Below are 24,445 nucleotides of genomic sequence, written 5' to 3' on the forward strand. Positions count from 1 at the left end.
CACCCCCCGGGCCTCGTCGCCGGTACGGCTGCCGGGGCGGCAGCCGGGACAGCCGGGGCGGCTGCCGTTACGGTCTCGACGGCTGCGTGCGCGCAAGAGTCGTCTCGTCCCTGCGGGTGTCGGGGAGGCCGGGGGCCTCGGTGGATGGTCCGCTGCGATTGTGCATCACCCGCACCGTCCGGCGCACCGCGGTGCGGGGCGCCGGACGGCTGTGCGGCCGGGGGCCGGTGCGGGGCGCGGCGCGGGTTCACTCGGGCCGGTGACCGCCGGGGAACTCCGTCGGGCCGGTGCGGGCCAGTTCGTGGCTGAGCTGTTCCAGCTCGCTGCCGCCCGCCATTTGGCGGGTCAGCTCCTCCAGCGCGATCTCCGACTTCAGGTGGCTGCCGGCCATCGTGCCGCGCTTGAGCAGGACGAAGCGGTCGCCGACCAGGTAGGCGTGGTGCGGGTTGTGGGTGATCAACACCACCCCGAGACCGGCGTCCCGGGCGGCCGCGACGTACTTGAGCACCACCCCGGACTGCTTCACGCCGAGCGCCGCGGTCGGCTCGTCCAGGACGAGGACCTTGGCGCCGAAGTAGACCGCGCGGGCGATGGCGACGCACTGCCGTTCGCCTCCGGAGAGGGTGCCGATGGGCTGGTCGACGTCGCGCAGGTCGATGCCCATCCGCAGCAGCTCGGCGCGGGTGGTCTCGCGCATGGTGCGCACGTCGAGCCGGCGGAACGGACCGACGCCGGTGGTCGGCTCCGAACCGAGGAAGAAGTTCCGCCACACCGGCATCAGCGGCACCACGGCCAGGTCCTGGTAGACCGTGGCGATGCCGCGGTCCAGGGCCTCCCTCGGGGAGCCGAGCCGGGTCTGTTCGCCCTCGATGCGGAAGGCGCCGGCGTCGTGCCGGTGCAGCCCCGCGATGATCTTGATGAGGGTGGACTTGCCGGCGCCGTTGTCACCGAGGACGCAGGTGATCTCGCCCGCGTGCACCTCCAGCGACACGCCCGTCAGCGCCTTGACGTTGCCGTAGAACTTGCTGACGTCGTCGAGTTCGACCAGCGCCGTCATGACTTGTCCTCCGCCCGCTTGCGGACCCAGGCGTTCAGGAGCGTGGCGAGCAGCAGCATCGCGCCCAGGAAGAACTTGTACCAGTCCGGGTTCCACTGCGCGTAGACGATGCCCTTGCTGGCCATGCCGAAGATGAACGCGCCGACCGCGGCGCCGATCGCCGAGCCGAAGCCGCCCGTCATCAGACAGCCGCCGACCGCCGCCGCGATGATGTACAGGAACTCGTTGCCGACGCCGTCGCCGGACTGGATCGCGTCGTACGAGAACAGCAGGTGCTGGCCCGAGATCCAGGCGGCGAACGCGACGCCCATGTAGAGGCCGATCTTGGTGCGGGTCACCGGGACGCCGACCGCCCGGGCCGCGTCCGCGTTGCCGCCCACCGCGAAGATCCAGTTGCCGGCCCGGGTCCGCAGCAGGATCCAGGTGGCGACGGCCACCAGCACCAGCCACCACACGATGGTGATCTGGATGTCGACGCCGCCGAGGTCCAGGTGCGAGGCGAAGACCGCGCGGGCGGAGTCGAAGCCCTCCATGTCGGCGATCGACTTGGTCGAGACGGTGCCGCTGATCAGTTTGGTGAAGCCCAGGTTGAGGCCGGTGAGCATGAAGAAGGTGCCCAGGGTGATCACGAAGCTGGGCAGCCTCGTCCGGGTCAGCAGCACCCCGTTCAGGACCCCGATGGCGAGGGTGACCAGCAGCGACACCCCGACGCCGACCCAGGTGTTGGCGGTCATCTGGTAGCTGAACATCGACGAGATCAGCGCCGAGCTGACCACCATCACGCCGGCCGACAGGTCGAACTCCCCGCCGATCATCAGCAGCGCCACCGGCACGGCCATGATGCCGATCGTCGAGGAGGCGTACAGGACCGTGGAGAGGCTGGCCGGCCGCAGGAACGGTTCGGCGATCAGCGAGAAGAAGACGAAGACCGCGAGGGCGCCGACCACCGAGCCCAGCTCGGGGCGGCCCATCAGCCGGCGGGCCAGGGAACGGTGCAGCAGCCGCTCGTCGCCCGCGCCGTCGGACGGCGCGGGCTGCCGGGTCGGCGCGTCGGCCGTGCTCATCGGGTCCCCCGCTTCGTGTACTCCTGGAGCGCGGCGGCGTCCTTCTTGGTGATCACCTGGGGTCCGGTGAACACCGGCTTGCCGCCGCCGAGGACGTCGGCGTTGTACTTGTACAGCCACAGCAGGTCGACCGCCTGGTACCCCTGGAGGTAGGGCTGCTGGTCGACGGCGAAGCCCAGCGAGCCGGCCTCCAGCCCGCCCGCGACCTGCGCGTTGAGGTCGAAGGTGTCGACCTCGGCCTTGCTGCCGGCCTGCTCCTTGGCCTTGACGGCGGTGGGGGCGAACGGCGCGCCGAGGGTGACCACGGCGTCGATGTCCGGGTCCGCCTGGAGCTTGGACTCGATGGACGCCTGGACGTCGGGCATGTTGGTGCCGTCGACGTAGAGCTTCTGGAACTGTCCCTTGAAGGTCTTCGCGGCGCCGTCGCAGCGCTGCTCGTGACCGACGTTGCCCTGCTCGTGCAGGACGCACAGGGCCTTCTTCTTGCCGCGCTTGGTCAGTTCCTCGCCGACCGCCTCGCCGGCCACCGTCTCGTCCTGCCCGACGTGGGTGAGCGCGCCGAACGCCTTGGACTCCTCGGCGCCGGAGTTCACCGTGATCACCGGGATGCCGGCCTTCTCGGCCTTGAGGACCACGTCCTTCATCGCGTCGGGCTTGGCCAGCGAGACGATCAGCCCGTCGACCTTCTGGTCGATGTAGGACTGCACGAGCTGGCTCTGCCGCTGGGCCTCCTTGTCGTGCGCGTAGACGAAGTTGATGTTGTCCTTGAGGGCGGCCTGCTCGGCGCCGTTCTGCACGATGTCCCAGAAGGTGTCGCCGTCTCCCGAGTGGGTGACCATCGCGAAGGTCCACCGGGGCGTGTTCACGGCGGCCTTCCCGCCCGCGGTCTGCGCGGCGCGCTCCTCCTCGGCACGCTTGCCGCCGGTGCTGCTGCACCCCACCAGGGAGGCGCCGAGCACCGCCGCCAGCACGGCGCCCACGACGCGTCCTCTTCTTCGAACCCTTGCCACGAGGACTTGCCTTTCCCGCTCTAGCCGCTGTCCCGGCTCTGTCTGGTGTCGCCGCGGCGCCGGCCAGCGGCCGGACCGGGCAACCTTGCAAGTATCCGTTACCGGCGTTCTGTACCGATTCATGGGGTCCTGGCCCCGGCCGAGGTGCACCGGGTGATAAGGGCTCGCAGGGTGCCCGGCCGACCGCTCCCGGGCCGGGCCGTGCTGACGCAGATCATGGTGGACCGCCTTCGCTCCCCCGCCGCCGGATTGCGGCTGGAGGAGTTCTAGCGGCGCGCGTCGAGCCGCGTCAATGGTTTGTCAGAACATTCTGACGAGAGGGTCGGCGCGCGTTCCGCCCCCGGCACCCTACGGTCGCACGCCGCCCGACCGACACCGCGCGGCTACGGCCGCACGAGCAGCTGGAACTCGAAGGCGTAGCGGGTCGCCCGGTAGACGTGCGAGCCGAACTCCACCGCGCGACCGGTGTCGTCGAAGGTCGTGCGCTCCATCGTGAGCAGCGGCGCGCCTTCGGGTTCGTCGAGCCGGGCGGCCTCCTCGGCGGTCGCCGCGCGGGCGCCGACCGCCTGGCGGGCGCTGTGCAGCGTGATCCCGGCGGCCCGCATCAGGCGGTACAGGCCGGTCTCCTCCAAGTCGGCGGTCGCCAGCTTCAACAGCCCGACCGGGAGGTGGTTGCGCAGGTGGGCGACCGGTTCGCCGTGGGTCAGCCGGAGCCGCTCGACGAGGGCCACCTCGGTGCCCTCGGCGATCCCCAGGGCGGCGGCGACCTCGGCGTCCGCCGCGGTGGTGGTGTTCAGCAGGACGCGGGTGGCCGGCTTCTGCCCGGCCGCCTCCAGGTCGTCGTAGAGGCTGCTGAGTTCCAGCGGGCGCTTGACCTGGCTGTGCACGACCTGGGTGCCGATGCCGCGGCGGCGGACCAACAAGCCCTTGTCGACCAGTGACTGGATGGCCTGGCGCACCGTGGGCCGGGACAGGCCGAGCCGACCGGCCAGTTCGATCTCGTTGCCGAGCAGGCTGCCGGGGGCCAACCGGCCGTCCTCGATCGCGGCCTCCAACTGCTGCGACAGCTGGAAATACAGCGGCACCGGACTGTTCCGGTCCACGCTGAACTGGACGGGGCCCTCGGCACCCGCGGCATCTGCATCGCGTTTCCCCACGCTGGCGAGCGTAACCGTCCGCACAGATGACGGGAAGTCTTCAGGTCACATTGTCCGGACAAGGGCGGTCGGGCGTCTCGAAGGACGGGATCTCCCCCGGCGTCGCCGGGCCGTGCGGGGGCCGCGAGGACGCCGGCCTACCAGGGCAGCGGACGGCCGTCGCGGAAGAAACCGCCGGTGGGTCCGTCGTCGGGCAGCGTCGCCGCGTGCAGGACGCTCGCCGCGCCCGCCGCCACCGGTCGGCCGCCCGGCCCGCCCATGTCGGTGGCCACCCAGCCCGGGCAGACCGCGTTGACCAGCACGCCGTCCGCGCGCAGCTCGGCGGCGAGCATCCGGGTCAGCGCGTTCAGCGCGGCCTTGGAGGCGGTGTACGCGGGGGTGCCGCCGCCCATGTTCGTCAGCGCGGCGGCCTCGCTGGAGACGTTGACCAGCCGGGGGTGGGCCGAGGCGCGCAGCAGCGGGGCGAAGGCGGTGGCCATCCGCCAGGGCCCGTACAGATTGGTCTCGGCCGCCCCGCGCACCACCGCCAGATCGGCGGTGACGGCCCGCTGCCAGGTGTCGTAGGTGATCGCGGCGTTGTTGATCAGGACGTCCAGCCGGCCGAACGCCGCGGTGACCCGGGCCGCGGCACGGGCGACGCTGCGGTCGTCGGTGACGTCCAGCGGGAGCGGGCGGACGTCCGCGGTGCCGGCGGCGGCCCGCAGTTCGTCGGCCGCCCGTCGGACGGCGTCCGGGTCGCGGCCGGTGAGCAGCACGGTGTGGCCGCGCTCGGCCAGTTGGTGACTCACCTCGCGGCCGATCCCCCGGGTGGCGCCGGTGACGAGGGCGATGCGTGCGGTCGGGGCGGCGGAGGCGGCGGGTGTGCTGGCGGCCGAGGACGGCATGGGGTGCTCCTGGAGACGGGGGCGGTCGGTCGGGGGCCGGGGGGCGGGGGCGGACGTGGCCGGCCGGTCACGGGCGGGCGGGCACCGTCACCGGGCCTCCTCCGCCCGGACGGCCGCCGATGCGGGCGGGGCGGCCGGGGCGGCCCGTCCCGCCCCGTCCTTCGCCAGGGCGCGGATGCCGACGCCCAGCAGCAGCGCGCCCAGCAGCGGGCCGACGGCGGCGATGCCGACCGTCGTCGGGATGCCGAGCTGACCGGAGAGCACCCCGAACGACAGCGGGCCGACGGCCGCGCCCGCGAACAGCCCGCCCTGCATCGCCGCCCCGGCCCGGGCACTCTCCCCCGGCAGCAGCCGCATGGTGGCGGCCAGCAACAGGCCGGTCCAGCCCCAGCCGCCGGCCACGGCGAGCAGCGCGCCGGCCACGAACGCCACCGGGGTGCCGACGACGATCACCGCGAGCCCGACGGTGCCGGTGAGCATCATCACGGCGACGGTCCGCGGGATCCGGTGCGGCGCCCGGTCCGCCAGGCCGCCCGAGCCGAGGCGCACCGCGATGCCCAGCACGCTGGCGACCATCTGGAGCGTCCCGGCGGTCGCCGCGGAGAACCCGGAGGCGGAACCGATCTGGATGAAGTACGCGGCGCCGACGTTGTTGCCGATGGTCGCCAGGGCCGCGGCGGCGCTCCAGGCCACCACGACCCGGCCCACGGTGCGCGGCGTGGGGGCCGCGACGGCCGCCGGGGCCCCCGCGGCGGTCACCGCGCGCCCCTGCTCGGGCACGGCCCGGCCACCCGCCGCCGGGCGGGCCAGCGCCGCCGCGACCAGCGTCAGCAGGGCCAGGCCGGCCGCGGTCCACAGTGCGGGCCGCCACCCGTACGGCGCGCCGACCAGCGTCACCAACAGCCCCGGCAGGAACGGTCCGGCGCCGAGCGAGGCGCCGAAGAGGCCCCCGGCGAACGAGTGCCGCCCGGGCGCGATGTCGGCGGCGATCACCCGGGCCGCGACCGGCTGGGTGAAGGCGTTGCCGAGGCCGGCCAGGGCGAGCAGCAGGCACAGCTGCCACGCCCGCCCGGCCACCGCCAGACCGGCGAAGACCCCGACCGTCAGCAGCCCGACGGCACCGAGCACGGCCCGCACGGGCATCCGCGGCACGCTCCGGCGGGCGAGCGGGGCGCCCGCGGCGGTGCAGGCGAAGAAGCAGGTGACGGCGGCGCCGTAGGCGGTGGCGGACAGCGGCGGCGCGCCCGGCACGGGGGCCGCGAGGGCAGGCACCATCAGGCCCGGGGTGACGGCGCCGACGGTGACCACGACGGTGGCGACGAGCCGGCCCCAACGGCTGCCGCCGCCGGCGGCACCGGACCCCGCCGACGGCGGCGCGGACACCGACCGGCGTCCCAACGGTGGCTTGCTGACGGGCAGTTGGTGCGGCGATGAGGAGTCCATGGGGCGATCGTGCCGCCGCCTGCCGTTCCCCGTCCAAGACCCTTTCTGATAACCAGGGGTTATGGACGCCCATATCCGCGATCTTCGCTACTTCCTCGCCACCGCCGAGGAGTTGCACTTCACCCGGGCCGCGGAGCGGCTCTTCGTCTCGCAGCCGGCGCTGAGCAAGCAGATCCGCCAGCTGGAGGAGGGCCTGCGGGTCCGGCTGTTCCACCGCGACCGGCGCACCGTGACGCTGACCGCGGCCGGCACCGCGCTGCTGCCGAGGGCCCGGGAGCTGGTCGGCCTCTGGGACGAGGCCCAGCGGGCGGTGAGCGACGCGGCGGCGGCCGAGGCCGCCGAGCTGACCCTGGGGGTCTCCACCAGTGTGGGCCGCGGCCTCCTCCCCGCCATCCGGGCCCGGTTCGCCGAACGCCGCCCCAACTGGCGTATTCGGGTGCGGCAGATCACCTGGGACGACGGCACCGCCGGGCTCGCCGACGGCACCGCCGACCTGGCGCTGTTGTGGCTGCCGTGTCCGGGGCAGGACGCCCTCGCCGTCGAGGTGGTGGCCACCGAACCGCGCTGGGTGGCACTGCCGGCCGGGCACCGGCTCGCGGACGCGGCCGAGATACCGTTCGCCGAACTGCTCGACGAACCGTTCCTCGCGCTGCCGGAGAGCGCGGGCGCGCTGCGCGACCACTGGCTCGCGGCATCCGAGCGGGACGGCCGGCCGGTGCGGGTCGGGGCCGTGGTGGCCGGTGCGGACGAGACGTTCGAGGCGGTGGCGGAGGGGCTGGGCGTGGTGCTGCTGGCCGCCGGGAACGCCACGATCTACCGCCGCCCCGGGGTGGTCACCCGGCCCGTGAGCGGCCTGTCCCCCAGCCGGTTGGCGCTGGCCTGGCGCGCGGACGACCACCGCACCGTGCTGCGCGACGTCCTCGAAGCGGTCCGGCAGGCCCGGCCCGCCGTGTGACGCCCCGTCAACCAGGGCCGTCGGCCGCGGCGTCCGGTCGCCGCCGGGCTACTTCATCCAGGCGTCCTCGTACCTGCGGTACGTCCCGTCGTGGGTGGCCAGGTGGACCCACTGGTTGACGTACGCGGTGAACTGGGCGTCGCCGCGGGGCAGGGCGTACGCCTTCTCGGAGAAGGTGAACGGCTGGTCCGGGTGGACCGCGCACAGCTCGGGGTGGATCTTGGCCTGGTAGCGGGTCTCGCTGGCGTCGGTCATCATCACGTCCTGGCGACCGGCGATGATCTCGTCGAAGATCGTGGTGTTGTCCGGGTGCACGGTGAGGGTGGCCCGCTTGACGTGGGCACGGGCGAACTGCTCGTTGGTACCACCGGGGTTGACCACGACGCGGACGCCGGGCCGGTCGATCTGGTCCAGGGTGCGGTACGCGTCCTGGTCGGCGCAGCGGACGACGGGCGTCTTGCCGTCGGTGCGGGTCGGCTCGCTGAAGGCCACCGAGCGGGCCCGGGCCAGGGTGATCGAGACGCCGCCCATGCCGATGTCGCAGCGGCCGGCGGTCAGGTCGCCGACCAGCCCGGACCAGGTCGTCGGAACGTAACGGGGCGTGGCGTCCAGGCTTTTGGCGAGGTCCCGGGCCATGTCGATGTCCACGCCGCGGTAGTCGCCGGTGGCCGGGTCGCGGTAGCTGAAGGGGCGGTAGTCGCCGGTGGTGCAGACCCTCAGCACGCCGCGGCGCGGGACCTCGTCCAGGAGCGTGGCCGGTCGCCGGTCCCGCTGGGCGGCGGCCGCGGCGGCGTGGCCGGCAGCCGGGGCAGAAGCGGCCGCCGGGGCGGAAGAAGCCGCCGGGGCAGCGGCGGTGGCGAGGAGCAGACAGGCCAGGGCGGGGAGGGTCGCGGCGCGCTTCATCGTGGGCTGACTCCTGATCAGGTGGGCGGAGCGCTCAGGGTGGCAGAGCCCGGCCGCCCGGTGAAGCCCCCGACCGACCCCTGGGCGCCCCGACGACGCCCGGGCGTGCCCGGACCCACCAGTCCCGCCCGCTCAGGCCCCGTACGGGTCCAGCGCGCCGGCCTGGCCCGGCTGCTCCGGCACCGCGTCGGCGAGCCGCGCCAGGAGGTCCGCTGCGCGCTTGGCCACCGTCTCGCGGTCGCCCTCCGACAGGGCCGAGCCCATGCCCACGGCGACGGCGCCGGCGGCTATCCACTCCGGGGCGGTCTCGGTGGTCACCCCGCCGGTCGGCACCAACGGCGCCTGCGGCAGGGCCGCGCGGACGTCACTGACCCAGGAGGGGTGGTGGCCGGCGGCCGGGAACAGCTTGAGCGCGTCCGCGCCGAGCTCCAGGCCGCGCACGATCTCGGTGGGGGTGGAGACCCCGGCGAAGACCGGGACGCCGTAGCGGTGGCCGGCGCTGATCACCGAGGCGTCCAGGCTCGGCGAGACCAGGAAGCGGGCGCCGGCGTCGACCGCCATCCGGGCCGACGCGGCGTCGAGGACGGTGCCGGCGCCGATGACCGCGTCGTCCCCCAACTCGCGGGACAGGGTGGTGACCGCCTCCAGCGCGAAGGGCGTGGTGAGGGATATCTCCAGGCTCGTGATGCCGGCCGACAGCAGGGTGTCGGCGGTGGCGCTCGCCTCGTCGTAGGTCTTGCTGCGGACGATGGCGAAAACACGCTGCGCCAGTGCGGCCCGGGTGATCTCCCAGCGATACACGGCAGTTCGCCGTCCTTCCTTCTGCTCCGACGCCCGCGCCGCGGCGAGGCGGCTCATGACTGACCCAGCACCATCCGGGGCGCGCCACGCCGGCCGACCACTCATGGCCCCTTTGCCGCCGATGCCCGCCCGTTCCTCGTTTCTACCGAAACGCTACCGGCAACCACTGACAATCCTCTCTCGGGGTGCGCCCCCGTGCGCCCCTTCTGCCGAGAATGGGCGAAGGAGAGGGGCGAGTGGCAGGTGGGACCGGGGTTTTCGGGGGAGCACGACGGCGGCCGGGGTGCATGGGCACCCCGGCCGCCGCGTGCGCCGCTCGTGCGGCTGGGTCGTCCGTCGGCTCAGCAGCCGAAGTTGACGAGGTTGAAGGTGGCGTAGTGGTCGGCGGTGTAGTAGTCCTCCTGCTGCTTCTGACCGGCGACGATGCGCCGGGCGCCACGGTCCGGCGAGCCCGGCGTGACCACGGTGTACTCGTGGTAGTAGCCGGAGCTCTGGGACGGCAGGATGCCCTCGCGGTTGTCGAAGACGGTGCCGTCCTTCGGGTACGGGAAGGGGCCACCCTTGTCGATCAGGTCCAGGGTGTCGTGCGCCTGGGACGGCAGCTTGGAATAGCAGACGCTGCCGACCGACTTGACGTGGACGGTCGCCGTGTGGACCGCGGCGTGGTGCGTCGGGGCGGCGGGCGTCGCGGCGACCGCCGTGCCACCGAGGAGAAGGGCCGATGCGAGGGCGCCGGCGGCGCCGATCCTGGTCATCCGTGGGGGGATTCTCATGCGAACCAGCATGACGCGCGTAGACATGGCCCTGTCAATCCCAAGGAGCCGATGTTTCCCGGGAGTTCACACGGACCCCGCAGGGTCACCCCAAGACGCCCTGAATGTTCCGCCGCCGCCACCCCGACACCAACCACCCCCGCCCCCACCACTCCCCCAGCCACACCGACACCGACACCGACACCCATCCCCACACCCACAGGAGGAACCCCCATGCACGTCAAGGACTTCGACCACCTCGTCCTCACGGTGCAGGACATCGAACGCTCCCTGGAGTTCTACTGCGGGCCGCTCGGCCTGGAGCCGGTCCGGGTGGACGCCTGGCGGGCCGGCGAGGCCCCGTTCCCGTCGGTCCGGGTGAGCCCGACCACGATCATCGACCTGGTCACCGGCGACCGGGCCGGCACCAACGTGGACCACATCTGTCTGGTCGTCGATCCGCTGGACTGGCAGGAGGTCGTCGACTCCGGCGCCTTCACCGTGCTGGAGGGCCCCGTGGGCCGCTACGGCGCCCGCGGCGACGCACAGTCGATCTACGTCGCCGACCCGGACGGCAACACCGTCGAACTGCGCTGGTACCCGCAGGACGTCCGATAGCCGGCCCGGCCGGCCCTCTGGGGAGTTTTGCCTCAGAGGCAAAACTTTTGCCTCTGAGGCGAACGCTGGCTATACCGGAAGCATGACCGAGCTCCCCGACCCGCCCTCCGACCCCGCCCCGGAGGAGTTGTCGACCGCCGTCGCACCGCGCCTGCGCGAGCTGCGGCGGCACAGCGCACTGACGCTGGAGACCGCGGCCCGGCGGGTGGGCCTGTCGCCCGCACACCTGTCCCGGCTGGAGACCGGTCAGCGGCAACCGTCGCTGCCGATGCTGCTGGCCCTGGCCCGGACGTACGGAACCACGGTATCCGACCTGCTCGGCGAGACCGCCCCGGAGCACGACCCGATCGTGCGGGCCGACCGCGCCGAGCCCTCGGAGGCCGGCGGTTGGACGTACCGGACCGTCGGCGGGGCCGGTCGCGCCATGCAGGCACTGCGGGTGCACGTGCCGGAGCGGGCGCAGGGCGACCTGGTGCGGGTGCACCCCGGCGAGGAGTGGCTCTACGTCCTCACCGGACGGCTGCGGCTCACCCTCGGCGAGGCGGTGCACGTACTGGAGCCGGGCGACGCCGCGCACTTCGACTCGCTCACCCCGCACCGGCTGGCCGCCGCCGCCCGCGGCGGGACGGAACTGCTGTTCGTGCACACCCTGCTGCAGAGCGGCGCGGCCGAGCTGTGCCTGGGCGATCGCACCCCGCACCGTCGCGGCGGCTGACCCCGAGCCGCCACCCGCCGTCCACCGTTTCCGGAAGGGAAGGACCGTCCGCCGTGCCCGACCACACCACTCCCGACCCCGCCACGCCCCCGACCGCCGGGGGCGCGTCCGACGCCGCGGCCCCCCGTCGCTACGTCGAGAACAAGCCACCGCGCGGTCTGTACGTGCGGGTCTTCATCTACGTCGTCGCCACCCACGTGCTGCTCGCCTTCATGAGCGTGCTGGTCCTCGTCGCCAAGTCCCGCTAGGCCGCGCCGGGCCGGGCCCCCTTGCCCCACCCCCGCGATCGGGTGAACCCTGCTGCCACACCCTGCCCGACGCGCGCCCGGCAGCGCACCCGCGGCGCGACGCACGCACCAGACTCGTCCGTGAACCTCGCTGCACCGAGGAGGACCGAAGGATGCACCGTACGCGCACCGCGGCCGTCACCGGCCTCGCCGTGACCCTCGCCGTGATCCCCCTGGCGGGCATGGCGGGGCCGTCCGGCGCCGCGCCGGCCCGAGGGGCCGACGGCTCCCGGGCCAGACCCGCCACCGCCACCCTCTCCCCCGCCCCGCAGTCCGTCCACGACCGCTCCGACCACCTCACCGTCACCGGCACCGTGACCCTCGTCGCCGGGCCGAAGGCCGACGCCCCGGCGCTGGCGCTGGTGACCACGTCCCTGAAGGCCGCGGGTGCCCAGCGCGTCGTGCGCACCGACCGGGTCGCCCCGCAGGCCGGGCGGCTGACCGTCTACGTGGACGGGCCGGGTGCGGCGCGCGCCCTGACGGCGTTGGGGGCCCGCGGCACCGCCGGCCTCCCCGCCGAGGGCTACGCGCTGGCCGTCGGCCGCGGTCGGATCGCCCTGGCCGGCAAGGACGCCACAGGCACCTACTACGCCGCGCAGACGCTGGCCCACTTGCTGCCGCACCGGGACCGCCCGGGCGCCCGGGTGCCCGGCGCCGTCGTACGGGACTGGCCGGCGACCCCGCTGCGCGGCGTCATCGAGGGCTTCTACGGCACGCCGTGGTCGCACGCCGCCCGCCTCGACCAACTCGACTTCGCCGCCCGGCACAAGATGAACATCTACGTCTACTCCCCCAAGGACGACGCCTACCTGCGGGAGAAGTGGCGCGACCGCTACCCCGCGGACCAGTTGGACCGGATCAAGGAGCTGGTGGACCGGGCCCGGGCCCGGCACGTGGAGTTCACCTACGCCCTCTCCCCCGGACTGTCCGTCTGCTACAGCTCGGCCGCCGACGTCAAGGCACTGACCGCCAAGTTCGCGACCCTGTGGGACATCGGGGTGCGGACCTTCGCGGTGCCGCTGGACGACATCAGCTACACCAAGTGGAACTGCGCCGCGGACAAGGAGAAGTTCGGGACCGGCGGCGCGGCGGCCGGCACCGCGCAGGCCCAACTGCTCAACCAGGTCAACCGCGAGTTCATCGCCCGCCATCCGGGCGCCCGGCCGCTCCAGATGGTGCCGACCGAGTACTACGACCTCAAGGCCACGCCGTACAAGGCGGCGCTCGCCACCAAGCTGGACGCCAACGTGCTGGTGGAGTGGACGGGCGTGGGCGTCATCGCACCGACCATGACCGCCGCACAGGCCCAACAGGCCCGGGAGCTCTTCGGCCACCCGATCCTGCTCTGGGACAACTACCCCGTCAACGACTACGTCAGCAAGCGGCTGATGCTCGGGCCGTACAACGGGCGGGCGCCGGGCGTCCCGGGCCGGCTGGCCGGGATCACCGCCAACCCGATGATCCAACCCTCGGCGTCCAAGCTGGCGCTGGCCACCGTCGCCGACTACGCCTGGAACGACCGGGCCTACGACGCACGGGACTCCTGGAGCACGGCCATCGAGGAACTGGCCGGCGGCGACGCCCGGGCCGCCCGCGCCCTGCGGGCCTTCGCGGACGTCAACTACACCTCGGCGATCAACCCGAAGCAGGCGCCCGAACTGTCCGCCGCCCTCGACCGGTTCCGCAAGGGCGGCGACGCCCGGCGGCTGGACGCGGTGTTGCACGACCTCCAGGACGCCCCGGGCGTGCTGCGCGACCGACTCCCGGACCGCGGCTTCGCCCGGGAGGCGACGCCATGGCTGGACGCCACCCACGCCTGGGCGGTCGCGGCGCGCGACGCCCTACGACTGATCGAGGCGGACCGGTCGGGCGACACGGCCAAGGCCAAGCAACTACGCGCCAGCATCCCGGAGTTGGTGACCAAGGCGAAGTCGTACGTCTACGTGGACCTGAAAGGCAAGCGGATCCCCGTCGTGGTCGGCGACGGAGTACTGGACACCTTCGTCGCGGACGCGTTGGCGGGGCGGGGCGGTCATTGACCGCTGCGCTGCGCTTGGCTGGCTTCCCACGTTTTTGGCTTTCCCGCCGTGGGTCGTCTCGCCGTTGCGCCTGCGGCGCGGGCGTTGTCCGCTGCGCGGGGCTGTTGGGTGCGGTGACGGGCCTGCGGGGGCGGTGTGCAGGACTGCTGCGCCCTACGTCCTGCACACCACCCCCTCCGGCCCGCCCCCTCCCGTTGGAGGTGGGGGGAAAGACGGGTGGGTGGGACTTGAGGTGAATGGTGCGGTGCCGGTCATCCGTCGGTCATGACAGGGCCGCGCCCGTGACGGCTCCGCCGCACCGGCCCAACGCGGCCACGCCGCTCGTCCTCGGCCCGCACCACCGCACCGATCCCCACAGCAGCCCACCCGCCCAGACCCCCGCCCTTCCTCTTTCCCACCCACCCACGGGAGGTGACGGGTCTGCGGGGTTGGGGGTTGCCGGACGTAAAGCGCAGCAGTCCGGCAACCCCCAACCCCGCAGACCCGTCACCGCGCCCTAACAGCCCCGCGCAGCGGACCCGCGCCGCAGGCGCAAACGGCAACCCGCACGGCGGGAAGCCGACGACGTACGCACAAGCCCCGCGCCGCGGCAACGCGCCGCAGGCGCAAAAACAGCAACCCCCACGGCGGGAAAGCCGACAACGTCGGAAGCCCAACCAAGCGCACAGCGAACCGTCAGCCGCCGAGTTCCCGGTGGCGGGCGGTGAGTCGGGCCGCGCCGTCGTCGGTGAGCGAGCCGTGGAGCCGGAGTCGGGCGATTCCGCCGTCGGGGAAGATGTCCAACTGGACGTGGGTCACGGCCGGCGCGTCGTCCAGGAGGAAGCGGTGGACGGTGTCGGGCTGGAGCCGGGTGCGGGGCAGTAGTTGGACCCAGTCGCCCTGTTCGCCGTCGCGTCCGGACAGCGCCGCCCAGCCGGCCGCGTTGCCCTTGAGGTAGCCGGTGTCGATCTCCACCGCGCGGATCGCGGACTGCTCGGTGAGGCGGTAGCGGACCCAGTCGTTGCCGGTGCCGCGGCGCCGCCGGGTCTCCCAGCCGTCGTCCATCTTGCGGGACCGGCCCGGCTGGATGGTGTTGGTGGGCGAGGAGTAGAAGCGGTCCGAGGCGTCCTCGACCTGGCCGCCGTTCTCCAGGGCGGCGAGGTCGAAGGTGCCGAGCGCGGCCAGCCAGCGGGGCGCCGGGACGACCTCGCCGTGGACCCGTAGGCGGGCGACGCCGCCGTCGGGGTGTTGGTTGAGCCGCAGGTGGGTGAAGCGCTGCTCGATGTGGACGGCGAAGCCGTTGGCGGCGTGCCCGCCGATGGCGGTGCGCTGGACCAGCGGGGTCCACGTGACGTCGGCGCCGAGGAGTTCGGCGGGTGACGGCGAGCCCTCCACGCGGGTGCCCTCGACGCTGACGGACTGCGGGTAGTTGCCGCGGAAGTGCGCGGTGTCGACGACGATGCCGCGGATCACGCCGGGGGCGCCGAGCCGGATCAGCGCCCAGTCGTGGTCCTCCTCGGTCGGGAAGGGGTGCGCGCCGTCGGTGCCGCGGCGCCGACGGGTCTCCCATCCGTCCATGACCTTGCCCTTGTGGCCGAACGCCTCGGGGTCGAAGTGGGCGGCCTCGGGCTTGAGGAGGTTCTCCCGTTCGGCGAAGAACTCGTCGTTGGCGGCGAGCACTCCGGCGCCGAGCCGCCGGTCGGCGAGGTCGGGCAGGTGGGAGAAGGGGAAGCCGGCCGGGCCGGGGGTCCGGTAGTCGGCGTAGGGGTCACCGCCTCCGTAGGGGCTGGCGTCCCCGGTGTAGCGCGGGGGTTCGCCGGTGGTCATGCGCGCGGCCTTTCGAGGAGTTCGCCGGTGGGCTCGGCGAGGGTGGCGCCGTCGTTGATCTTCCGGCCGCGCAGCCAGGTGGAGCGGACGACGCCGTACAGGGTCTTTCCGGCGTACGCAGTGATCTTGTTGCGGTGCTGGAGTTCGGCGGGGTCGACGGTGAAGGTCGCGTCGGGTGCCAGCACTGCGAAGTCGGCGTCCCGGCCGGGCGCGATGCCGCCCTTGCTGCCGAGGCCGACCAGCTCCGCGGGGGCGGCGGACATCCAACGGACCACGTCCTCCAGGCTATGGCCGCGCTCCCGGGCGGCGGTCCAGATGGCCGGCAGGCCGAGCTGGAGGGAGGAGATGCCGCCCCAGGCCGTACCGAAGTCGGGGGTCTTCAGGTCGGTGGTGGACGGCGAGTGGTCGGAGACGATGCAGTCGATGGTGCCGTCGGCCAGGCCCTGCCACAGCGCGTCCTGGTTGCCGGCCTCGCGGATCGGCGGGCAGCACTTGAACTCCGTGGCGCCGTCCGGGATCTCCTCGGCGGTCAGCGTCAGGAAGTGCGGGCAGGTCTCGACGGTGATCTTGACGCCGTCGGCGCGGGCGGCGGCGATCGTCGGCAGGGCGTCGCTGGAGGACAGGTGCAGCACGTGCACCCGGGCGTCCAGCTTCCGGGCGAGCTCGATCAGGCCGGCGATGGCGTCGTTCTCGGAGACCCGGGGGCGGGAGGCGAGGAAGTCGGCGTACTTGGGGCCGTGCGGCTCGGGGGCGGCGTCCAGGTGGCCGGGGTCCTCGGCGTGCACGATCAGCAGGCCGTCGAAGGCGGCGATCTCGCCGAGCGCCGCCGCCAGCTGCTCCTGGTCGACCTGCGGGAACTCGTCGACGCCGGAGGGCGACAGGAAGCACTTGAAGCCGAAGACGCCGGCCTCGTGGAGCGGGCGCAGGTCCTTGACGTTGCCGGGGATGGCTCCGCCCCAGAAGCCGACGTCGATGTGGGCCTTGCTGCGGGCGACCGCGCGCTTGGTGTCGAGGTTGTCGACGGTGGTGGTCGGCGGGAGGCTGTTGAGCGGCATGTCCACGAGCGTGGTGATGCCGCCGGCGGCGGCCGCGCGGGTGGCCGTCCAGAAGCCCTCCCACTCGGTGCGACCGGGGTCGTTGACGTGCACGTGGGTGTCCACCAGACCGGGCAGCAGGACGTCGTCGCCGAAGTCCTCCACCCGGGCGCCGGCCGGGGCCTCGGCGTCGTGCGGCAGGACCGCGACGATCTTCCCGTCCTGGACGGTGACGGACGCGGCCCGCGTCCCCTCCGGGGTGACGACGCGCGTGGAACGCAGCACCAGCTCTATTTCGGACACCCAGTACCTCCCATATCGTTGTTTCATGGTCGCGGGCCGGCGCCTGCGGGGCACGTCTGACGCGGGCCGTGCCGCCGCCGGCGCGGATTCTCCAGCACCCCGGAATGCCGGAGTGGACCACTGGTATACGGAATTCAACAGTCTGTTGAATGAGTCTTCACTCAGGACCGCGGCCCGTCAAGACCCCGATGCGGCAGCCGGCCCGGCGATCGCACCGGACCGCTCCGGTTCCTCGACAGACGTCACCAACTCGCCCCTGACCTGCGACGCGATGATGTCCTGCGGAATCGGCCCGGCACCGGCCGCGGCCCGCTCGCGCCGCGAGACGAAGGCGTAGAGCAGCCCCGAGATCCCCATGCCGAAGATCCAGGAGAACGGCGCCGCGGCGTCGAAGGCCGGTATCAGTGCCACCGAGGCGGAGACCGCGGCCGCCGGCAGGAAGGCGATCACGGCCTTCGGGTTGTAGCCCCGGCGGTAGAAGTAGGCCCCGGCGGCATCGGCCGAAAACAGCGCATCGACGTCGATCCGCCCCCGTCGCACCAGGGAGTAGTCGACGAGCAGGATCGCCACCAGCGGACCGAGGAAGGCCCCCAGCGCGCCCAGGAAGTACTGGATCACCAGCGCCGAGGAGTACAGCTTCCAGGGCATGACCAGCACCGCGAGCACCGCGGTGATCATGCCGCCGCGCTTGAAGTCCAGGTACTTCGGCAGCAGGTTGGCGAAGTCGTAGGCGGGCGAGACGAAGTTGGCCACGACGTTGATGCCGATGGTGGCGACGATGAAGGCCAGCGCGCCGATGACGGTGACCACCGGGTTGTCGATCTTCTGGATCACCTTCACCGGGTCGTAGATCGCCTCACCGAAGACCGCGATGGTGCCGGCGGTGACGAGGACGGCGACCACCGCGAAGGCGGTGAAGTTCACCGGCAGCCCGACGAGGTTGCCCCGCCGGTAGGAGCGGTGGTCGGGGGTGAAGCGGGCGAAGTCGGCGTAGTTGAGGACCAGGGTCAAGAAGGTGGCCACGGTCAGGCTGACCGCGATCAGGCTCTGCCGGAGCTGCGCGGTGCCGCTGAGCCCGGTCAGGCTGCGGGTCAGCGAGATGTCGCCGTGCGCCGCGATGACGAGGTACACCGCCAGCGCCAGCACCACCAGCCAGACCACCGGCCCGGTCGCGAAGTCCTGGACCTTGCGGATGAACTCCATGCCGCGGGTCAGCAGCGCGGCCTGCAGCCCCCACATCACCATGAAGGCGATCCACCCCAGGGTGGACAGCCCCAGCACCGAGTTGTGGTTGTACGCGTCCAGGCCGGGTGCGATCTGCAACGTCAGCAGCACCACGGCCGTGGAGGCCAGCCAGGTCTGGATGCCGTACCAGGCCACCGCCATCACCGCGCGCAACAGCGCCGGGATGTTGGCGCCGTAGACGCCCCAGCTCGCCCGGGCGAGCACCGGGTAGGGGACGCCGGTGCGGTGCCCGGCGTGCCCCATCCGGTTCATCAGCCAGTAGACGATCGTGATGCCGACCAGCAGGGCGAGGAACACCTCCCAGGCCGGCAGCCCCAGCACGAAGAGGCTGGCGGCGAAGGCGTAGTTGCTGATCGCGTGGGTGTCGGACATCCACAGCGCGAAGACGCTGTACGTGCCCCAGGTGCGCTTCGCCGCCGGTGCGAGGTCTTCGTTGAAGAGCCTCGGGTCCGGCGGTCCCGGACGGTGCTGCGGGGATGTGCTCATGAGTCCTCCCAGGCAGGTCGGGTGGAGCTTGGGCGTCAGTCGTCAGATGCCTGACGTTTCACTGGAAAAGTCGGTGTGACGTGCGGAATCGTGCATGCGGTACCGCTCCCCCGCCGCGGTGCGCGCGAGGTGGCGGCTGAGCGGCCAGGAGCCGATGGCCTTGGGGCGGGGCGGGGCGAAGCTGCGCTGCGCGCTGGTGGTCAGGCCGAGGCCGACCACCGCCTCCGCGAACTTCACCGCGGCGGCGACGCCGTCCACGACGGGCACCCCGAGTTCCGCGGCGACCCGCTCCTGGAGTCCGGCCATCCCGCCGCACCCCAGGCAGATGACCTCCGCACCGTCGCGGACCACCGCGCGGGCGGTCTGCAGGATCACCTCGACGGTGCGCTCCGGGTCCTCCTCCAGTTCCAGGACCCCGAGCCCGGTGCCGCGGACCCCGGCACAGCGCTGGAGCAGCCCGGCGGTCAGCAGCCGGTCCCTGATCTGCGGCACGGCACGGTCGAGGGTGGTGACGATGCCGTAGGAGTGGCCGAGCATCAGCGCCATCTGTGCGGCGCACTCGGTGATGTCCAGGACGGGGACGTCCAGCAGTTCCTGGGCGCCCTCCCGGCCGGGTTCGCCGAAGCCGGCCATGACCAGCGCGTCGAACGGGGTGTCCAGGGTGGCGAGCCGGTCCAGGACGGCGGCGGCGCTGAGGTACCCCTCGAAGTGGCCTTCGATGGACTCCGGCCCCCAGAGGGGTTCGGTGGCGAGGATCTCGGTGCCCGGTGCGGCGACCGCGGTGGCGGTGGCGCGGATCGAAGCGGTCATGGAAGCCGTGGTGTTCGGGTTCATGACGAGAATGCGCATGACGCTCCAACGATTTGGAGGATTCCACAGAATGGACAGTAGGTTTCGCGCAGCAGAACGTAGCTACGGCCACTGGCACCGTCAAGAGATCTACGGCAAGGAGGTGGCACCTTGGGACATACGGGCGCTGACCGGCGGGAACGACTGTGCGATAGGCGGTGTACCTGCGCGGTGTGACCGGTAGGCTGCTCCGGTCGGGCCCGGCGCCCGCAAGGATGAAGAGCCGAGACCGATCCGACCCGCCCCGAAAGGAACGCGACGTGCCGCCGTCCAGCGCCAGCACCTCCGCCGCCCATGCCAAGCCTGCAGGCGCCAGCGGCGGGGTCCAGTCCCTCGAGCGCGCCTTCGACCTCCTGGAGCGGATGGCCGACGCCGGCGGCGAGGTGGGCCTGAGCGAGCTCTCGGCCAGCAGCGGCCTGCCGCTGCCCACCATCCACCGCCTGATGCGCACGCTGGTCGCCTGCGGCTACGTCCGCCAGCAGCCCAACCGCCGGTACGCCCTCGGCCCGCGCCTGATCCGGCTCGGCGAGAGCGCCTCGCGCCTGCTGGGCACCTGGGCCCGGCCGTTCCTGGCCCGCCTCGTGGAGGAGACCGGCGAGACCGCCAACATGGCCCTCCTCGACGGGGACGAGATCGTCTACGTCGCGCAGGTCCCGTCCCGGCACGCGGTGCGGATGTTCACCGAGGTCGGCCGCCGCGTGCTGCCGCACTCCACCGGCGTCGGCAAAGCCCTGCTGGCCAACCACCCGCCGGAGGAGGTCCGCGCGCTCCTCGGCCGCACGGGTATGCCCGCCGCGACCGAGAAGACCATCACCGACCCGGAGCACTTCCTCGACGCCCTGGCCGACGTGCGCCGCCTCGGCTACGCGGTCGACGACAACGAGCAGGAGATCGGTGTCCGCTGCCTCGCGGTTCCGGTCCCCAACTCCCCCACGTCCGCGGCGATCTCCATCTCCGGGCCGACCGGCCGGGTGACCGAGGCCGCGACGGACAAGATCATCCCGGTGCTCCAGGAAGTGGCGGCCGAACTGTCGGTGGCGCTGGCCAACCAGACGCCGGCGTGAGGTCCGGGTGAGCCGCCCCGCCCGGGTCGCCTCACCCGCCCGGCAGCCCGCCGAAACCGTCGATCCGCTCGCGGACTTCGGACAGCGCCGGCGACAGTGCGCTCACCGAGCCCACCGCCCCGGCTATCAACAACAGCGAACGGCGCAGCCGGATCACCTCGGGGGCGCCGTGGCTCACCATCGCATCCAGTGCGGCCAGTTCGTCGTCGGCAGCCGCACGGTCCGGTAACTCGCCGGGCAGGACGGCCAGTTGGCGGCGGAGCCGGCCCACCGCCACGCGGAGTGCGCGGACCCTCGGATCGTTCCGGTCCCCGGTCATGCGGCCGTCCTCCTGCAGCTGTCCCACAACGACGGCGCCCTCCCCGGCCGTTGCCCGTCCCACGATGCGGGACAGTTAACGCCACGGTGCGCGGCCGACGCCATACGGGCGGCGGGAAAAACTCGATCAACGGCACCTCGTCGGGACGGCGGCGCGGGCGCCGTCCCGTCGCGCCGGGCCCGTACGCCGAGGGCACCGCGACCGGCGTCCCCTCCCGTGCCACTGGCCGGTTTTCGCCGTTCGCCGGGGGCTCCCCCGACCAGCCGACCGGTTTCCCGCACCTCCGGGCGCCCCGCGGCGCCCGCACCGCACGCCCCCGTCGCGCGGGTCGTGCGCGCTACCCCGCCACCACCTGACCATGCGTCAGTACGTGCGTTCCCCGGGGCACCCGTTGGCGTGGGCGTATCCCGTACAAGGGATACGGCGCCGCGCGGTGGAGCATTCTCCCTTCCGGGAAATGTCCGGCATATCACCGAATCGCACATCACTGGACCACTGGATCGGAGAACGCCATGGAGCCCAACCCCGGCCCCAACCCAGGCCCCCATCCCGACTCCCGGCACCTCAGCGTCGTCCAGCTCATCTGCCGGGCGTACGGCCTGGCCGACGCCTCCGAGATCACCGAGGAGCACATACACCGCTATGTCAGTGAGCGCCGGGACGCGGACGAACGGACCGCACGGCTCCGGGACCGGCTGCGGCCATGGATCCCGCGGCAGCGGACGTCGGGGGACGCGGCCTGAGGGGGAACCGGCACCGCCCGGTTCCGGGGGGCACGGGGCGCCGCGCGCGGCCATGAGGTAAGCAGTCCCCATGGCACATCCAGGGGAAAGCGCAGGCGTCGGGGGGACGACGGGGGCCGGACGGCCCGAGGGGAAGGTGGCCGGGCTGCTGCTCGCCGCGGGCGGCGGGCGGCGGCTGGGGGGACGGCCGAAGGCGCTGCTCGACCACCGGGGACGCCCGTTGGTCGAGCACGCCGCACGGGTGCTGCGGGACGCCGGCTGCGGACCGGTGCACATCGTGCTGGGGGCGGCCGCCGAAACCGTCCGCGCCCGGGCCGAGTTGGCGGGCTACGGCGTCTCGGTCAATCCGGACTGGGCCGAGGGCATGGGCTCCTCGCTCCGGGTGGGACTGGCGGCGCTGGCCGGCTCGGGGGCGGACGCGGTGGTGGTGTCCCTGGTGGACCAGCCCGGCATCGGCGCCGCCGCGGTGTCCCGGGTGGTGGCCGCGTGCACCGGGCGGGACGCACTGGCGGCCGCGGCGTACGGGGGCGCGCGCGGCCATCCGGTGCTGTTCGGCGCCGCGCGGTGGGCGGCCATCGCGGCGAGCGCGACGGGCGACCGCGGCGCGCGGGACTACCTGCGGCAGCACGCCGGGGCGCTGACGCTCGTCGAGTGCGGCGACGTGGCCGAGGCGTACGACATCGACACGCCGGAAGATCTGCGACGGCTCCAGTGAGCGCGGGCCGTCGCGCGGGCCTCGTGCGACCGTATGAAGGGCCGCACATTCTGCGGCGGGCGGCGCGCTCGGCGACCAGAACGGCGGCCACGACCGCGAGTTGACGGGAAACCGTCACCCCGGTGCGGGAGTGATGGAGAGTGACCACTGTGGCACCGAGAGCCATTCGATCAAGGTTTCTGTCGACTCAGAGAATCTCGATGTCAACAAACCATTGAAGTTCCGCGATAAGGAAACTAGTCTCCACTGGTCAGAAGCGCCCTGCTATCCGTACGGCGCCCGCGACCGTGTCTCGGAACCCTCGGCACCCCGTGCCGCTCAGGTGCCCCGGCGGCCGCCAGGCACCGCCGCTGAATGGAGTGACAGCTCATGTCCGCACCAGCGCCGTCCCCGCTGGCCATTGTCGAAGTCGACCCCGCACACACCCCGGAACGGCAGGGCGAGGTCCTCACCGACGCTGCGCTCGCCTTCGTTGCGGAGCTGCACCGGCGGTTCACCCCCCGCCGCGATGAGCTGCTCGCCCGCCGCGCCGAGCGTCGTGCCGAGATCGCCCGGACCAGTACGTTGGACTTCCGCCCCGAAACCGCGCAGATCCGCGCGGACGACAGCTGGAAGGTGGCCGCGGCGCCCGCCGCGCTCAACGACCGCCGGGTGGAGATCACCGGTCCCACCGACCGCAAGATGACGATCAACGCACTCAACTCGGGCGCCAAGGTGTGGCTCGCCGACTTCGAAGACGCCTCCGCTCCCACCTGGGAGAACGTCGTCAACGGCCAGCTCAACCTGATCGACGCCTACGAGCGCCGGATCGACTTCACCGATGCCCGCAGCGGCAAGTCCTACGCCCTCAAGCCGGCCGAGGAACTCGCCACCGTGGTGATGCGCCCGCGCGGCTGGCACCTGGAGGAGCGCCACCTGCAGTTCGAGGGCCGCCCGGTCCCCGGCGCCCTGGTCGACTTCGGCCTGTACTTCTTCCACAACGCCCAGCGTCTGCTGGACCTCGGCAAGGGCCCGTACTTCTACCTGCCCAAGACCGAGTCCCACCTGGAAGCCCGCCTCTGGAACGAGATCTTCGTCTTCGCCCAGGACTACGTCGGCATCCCGCAGGGCACCGTCCGCGCCACGGTCCTCATCGAGACGATCACCGCCGCGTACGAGATGGAGGAGATCCTCTACGAGCTGCGCGACCACGCCTCGGGGCTGAACGCCGGCCGCTGGGACTACCTCTTCTCGATCGTCAAGAACTTCCGTGACGGCGGCGCCAAGTTCGTCCTCCCGGACCGCAACGCCGTAACGATGACTGCCCCGTTCATGCGCGCCTACACCGAACTCCTGGTCCGCACCTGCCACAAGCGCGGGGCGCACGCCATCGGCGGCATGGCGGCCTTCATCCCCAACCGCCGGGACCCCGAGGCCAACGAGCGGGCCCTGGCCAAGGTGAAGAACGACAAGGACCGCGAGGCCGGCGACGGCTTCGACGGCTCCTGGGTCGCCCACCCGGACCTGGTGCCGATCGCCCGCGCCTCCTTCGACGCGGTCCTCGGCGAGAAGCCCAACCAGAAGGACCGCCTGCGCGAGGACGTCTCGGTGGCCGCCGCCGACCTCATCGCCATCGACTCGCTGGACGCCAAGCCCACCTACCAGGGCCTGGTCGACGCGGTCCAGGTCGGCACCCGCTACATCGAGGCGTGGCTGCGCGGCCTCGGCGCGGTCGCCATCTTCGGCCTGATGGAGGACGCCGCCACCGCGGAGATCTCCCGCTCCCAGATCTGGCAGTGGGTCGACGCGGGCGTCGTCTTCGCCGAGGAGGGCCACGCCGGCACCAAGGTCACCGCCGACCTGGTCCGCACGATCGCCGCCGAGGAACTGGCCGCCATCCGCGCCGAGGTGGGCGACGAAGCCTTCACCGGCGGCAAGTGGCAGCAGGCCCACGACCTCCTGCTGAAGGTCTCCCTGGACGCCGACTACGCCGACTTCCTCACCCTGCCGGCGTACGAACTCCTGGTCTGATCCGATCCGGTCCGGTCCGGTCCGGGCCACCCGGCCGGCACGGACCCGAGGGCCCGCGCACCCCACCGCTCCGTGGTGTGCGCGGGCCCTTCGCGCTGTCGGCGTCCGGTGCGCGCGCACGGCGAAGGCGTCGACGGGCCGGCGGACGGACGGGCCGGATCCGGCCCGTCCGTCCGCCGGCCCGTC

Annotated in this window: 23 protein-coding genes; 9 read left to right on the plus strand and 14 right to left on the minus strand. The window is 72.8% G+C overall.

All coding sequences use genetic code 11. The features are described 5' to 3' along the window. Positions 1-247: 247 nt before the first annotated feature. The 6 genes from ACJ6WD_RS03240 to ACJ6WD_RS03265 form a co-directional block, all read right to left on the minus strand. Entirely contained in the window at positions 248-1,057 is an 810-nt protein-coding gene (locus ACJ6WD_RS03240; protein ID WP_020930851.1) for an ATP-binding cassette domain-containing protein, read from the minus strand. Beyond that, the gene (locus ACJ6WD_RS03245; protein WP_233661559.1) at positions 1,054-2,121 is read right to left on the minus strand and encodes an ABC transporter permease; all 1,068 of its coding nucleotides are present in this window, start codon (positions 2,119-2,121) and stop codon (positions 1,054-1,056) included. Before ACJ6WD_RS03245 ends, ACJ6WD_RS03240 begins: the two co-directional genes overlap by 4 nt. After that, complete coding sequence (locus tag ACJ6WD_RS03250; protein WP_407615114.1) at positions 2,118-3,092, minus strand: sugar ABC transporter substrate-binding protein; 975 nt, start codon at positions 3,090-3,092, stop codon at positions 2,118-2,120. The genes ACJ6WD_RS03245 and ACJ6WD_RS03250 overlap by 4 nt, the downstream gene beginning before the upstream one ends. A 422-nt stretch (positions 3,093-3,514) precedes the next feature. Next, a complete protein-coding gene (locus tag ACJ6WD_RS03255) occupies positions 3,515-4,288 on the minus strand; it encodes a GntR family transcriptional regulator (RefSeq protein ID WP_233661558.1) in 774 nt (257 codons plus the stop codon). Between the two features lie 137 nt (positions 4,289-4,425). Beyond that, complete coding sequence (locus tag ACJ6WD_RS03260) at positions 4,426-5,172, minus strand: SDR family NAD(P)-dependent oxidoreductase (protein ID WP_407615096.1); 747 nt, start codon at positions 5,170-5,172, stop codon at positions 4,426-4,428. An 87-nt stretch (positions 5,173-5,259) separates the two neighbouring features. After that, on the minus strand, positions 5,260-6,615 hold the full coding sequence (locus ACJ6WD_RS03265; RefSeq protein WP_407615097.1) for an MFS transporter: 1,356 nt from the start codon (positions 6,613-6,615) through the stop codon (positions 5,260-5,262). 61 nt (positions 6,616-6,676) lie between these two features. Here ACJ6WD_RS03265 and ACJ6WD_RS03270 point away from each other — a divergent pair, with 61 nt between their 5' ends. After that, positions 6,677-7,570 carry a LysR family transcriptional regulator gene (locus tag ACJ6WD_RS03270; RefSeq protein ID WP_376447455.1) on the plus strand — a complete coding sequence of 298 codons (894 nt, stop codon included), beginning with the start codon at positions 6,677-6,679 and terminating at the stop codon, positions 7,568-7,570. Between the two features lie 48 nt (positions 7,571-7,618). On the opposite strand, the gene ACJ6WD_RS03275 is transcribed toward ACJ6WD_RS03270, so the two are convergent. The 3 genes from ACJ6WD_RS03275 to ACJ6WD_RS03285 form a co-directional block, all read right to left on the minus strand. Further along, on the minus strand, positions 7,619-8,473 hold the full coding sequence (locus ACJ6WD_RS03275; protein ID WP_233661554.1) for a transporter substrate-binding domain-containing protein: 855 nt from the start codon (positions 8,471-8,473) through the stop codon (positions 7,619-7,621). A 132-nt stretch (positions 8,474-8,605) separates the two neighbouring features. Beyond that, entirely contained in the window at positions 8,606-9,274 is a 669-nt protein-coding gene (locus tag ACJ6WD_RS03280) for a bifunctional 4-hydroxy-2-oxoglutarate aldolase/2-dehydro-3-deoxy-phosphogluconate aldolase (protein WP_038522865.1), read from the minus strand. 341 nt (positions 9,275-9,615) lie between these two features. Next, positions 9,616-10,047, minus strand: coding sequence for a ribonuclease (locus tag ACJ6WD_RS03285; RefSeq protein WP_037636072.1), 432 nt, complete (start codon positions 10,045-10,047; stop codon positions 9,616-9,618). A 213-nt stretch (positions 10,048-10,260) separates the two neighbouring features. On the opposite strand from ACJ6WD_RS03285, the gene ACJ6WD_RS03290 reads away from it, so the two are divergent. The 4 genes from ACJ6WD_RS03290 (at position 10,261) to ACJ6WD_RS03305 (ending at position 13,685) form a co-directional block, all read left to right on the plus strand. Then, a complete protein-coding gene (locus tag ACJ6WD_RS03290) occupies positions 10,261-10,644 on the plus strand; it encodes a VOC family protein (RefSeq protein ID WP_233661553.1) in 384 nt (127 codons plus the stop codon). An 82-nt stretch (positions 10,645-10,726) separates the two neighbouring features. After that, a complete protein-coding gene (locus tag ACJ6WD_RS03295) occupies positions 10,727-11,359 on the plus strand; it encodes a helix-turn-helix domain-containing protein (RefSeq protein WP_233661552.1) in 633 nt (210 codons plus the stop codon). A 53-nt stretch (positions 11,360-11,412) separates the two neighbouring features. Then, positions 11,413-11,607, plus strand: a complete 195-nt coding sequence (locus ACJ6WD_RS03300; RefSeq protein ID WP_233661551.1) for a DUF6126 family protein — start codon at positions 11,413-11,415, stop codon at positions 11,605-11,607. Between the two features lie 152 nt (positions 11,608-11,759). Beyond that, entirely contained in the window at positions 11,760-13,685 is a 1,926-nt protein-coding gene (locus ACJ6WD_RS03305; protein ID WP_376442690.1) for a beta-N-acetylglucosaminidase domain-containing protein, read from the plus strand. 675 nt (positions 13,686-14,360) lie between these two features. Here ACJ6WD_RS03305 and alc read toward each other — a convergent pair. From alc to ACJ6WD_RS03325, 4 genes are all read right to left on the minus strand, one after another. Continuing rightward, on the minus strand, positions 14,361-15,491 hold the full coding sequence (gene alc, locus ACJ6WD_RS03310) for an allantoicase (protein ID WP_233661950.1): 1,131 nt from the start codon (positions 15,489-15,491) through the stop codon (positions 14,361-14,363). Next, a complete protein-coding gene (gene allB, locus ACJ6WD_RS03315; RefSeq protein ID WP_016573510.1) occupies positions 15,488-16,828 on the minus strand; it encodes an allantoinase AllB in 1,341 nt (446 codons plus the stop codon). The genes alc and allB overlap by 4 nt, the downstream gene beginning before the upstream one ends. Before the next feature lie 177 nt (positions 16,829-17,005). Then, complete coding sequence (locus tag ACJ6WD_RS03320; protein ID WP_407615098.1) at positions 17,006-18,559, minus strand: NCS1 family nucleobase:cation symporter-1; 1,554 nt, start codon at positions 18,557-18,559, stop codon at positions 17,006-17,008. 42 nt (positions 18,560-18,601) lie between these two features. After that, positions 18,602-19,408, minus strand: a complete 807-nt coding sequence (locus tag ACJ6WD_RS03325) for an aspartate/glutamate racemase family protein (RefSeq protein WP_016578994.1) — start codon at positions 19,406-19,408, stop codon at positions 18,602-18,604. A gap of 260 nt (positions 19,409-19,668) precedes the next feature. Between ACJ6WD_RS03325 and ACJ6WD_RS03330 the strand changes: the two genes are divergently transcribed. Further along, entirely contained in the window at positions 19,669-20,472 is an 804-nt protein-coding gene (locus tag ACJ6WD_RS03330) for an IclR family transcriptional regulator (protein WP_016578995.1), read from the plus strand. Between the two features lie 31 nt (positions 20,473-20,503). Here ACJ6WD_RS03330 and ACJ6WD_RS03335 read toward each other — a convergent pair whose 3' ends face one another. Beyond that, on the minus strand, positions 20,504-20,791 hold the full coding sequence (locus ACJ6WD_RS03335) for a DUF5955 family protein (protein ID WP_016578996.1): 288 nt from the start codon (positions 20,789-20,791) through the stop codon (positions 20,504-20,506). Positions 20,792-21,303: 512 nt separating this feature from the next. On the opposite strand from ACJ6WD_RS03335, the gene ACJ6WD_RS03340 reads away from it, so the two are divergent. The 3 genes from ACJ6WD_RS03340 to aceB all read left to right on the plus strand — a co-directional run bounded on the left by ACJ6WD_RS03340 (position 21,304) and on the right by aceB (position 24,259). Continuing rightward, positions 21,304-21,534 (plus strand): hypothetical protein, encoded by a 231-nt coding sequence (locus tag ACJ6WD_RS03340; RefSeq protein WP_016578997.1) that lies wholly within the window; start codon positions 21,304-21,306, stop codon positions 21,532-21,534. Positions 21,535-21,670: 136 nt separating this feature from the next. Continuing rightward, positions 21,671-22,249, plus strand: coding sequence for an NTP transferase domain-containing protein (locus ACJ6WD_RS03345; protein ID WP_407615115.1), 579 nt, complete (start codon positions 21,671-21,673; stop codon positions 22,247-22,249). Between the two features lie 369 nt (positions 22,250-22,618). Continuing rightward, a complete protein-coding gene (aceB, locus tag ACJ6WD_RS03350) occupies positions 22,619-24,259 on the plus strand; it encodes a malate synthase A (RefSeq protein WP_020930886.1) in 1,641 nt (546 codons plus the stop codon). The last annotated feature ends 186 nt before the right edge of the window (positions 24,260-24,445 follow it).

It is taken from the genome of Streptomyces sp. VTCC 41912, from assembly GCF_045799175.1.
Classification (GTDB): Bacteria; Actinomycetota; Actinomycetes; order Streptomycetales; family Streptomycetaceae; genus Streptomyces; species Streptomyces albulus_C.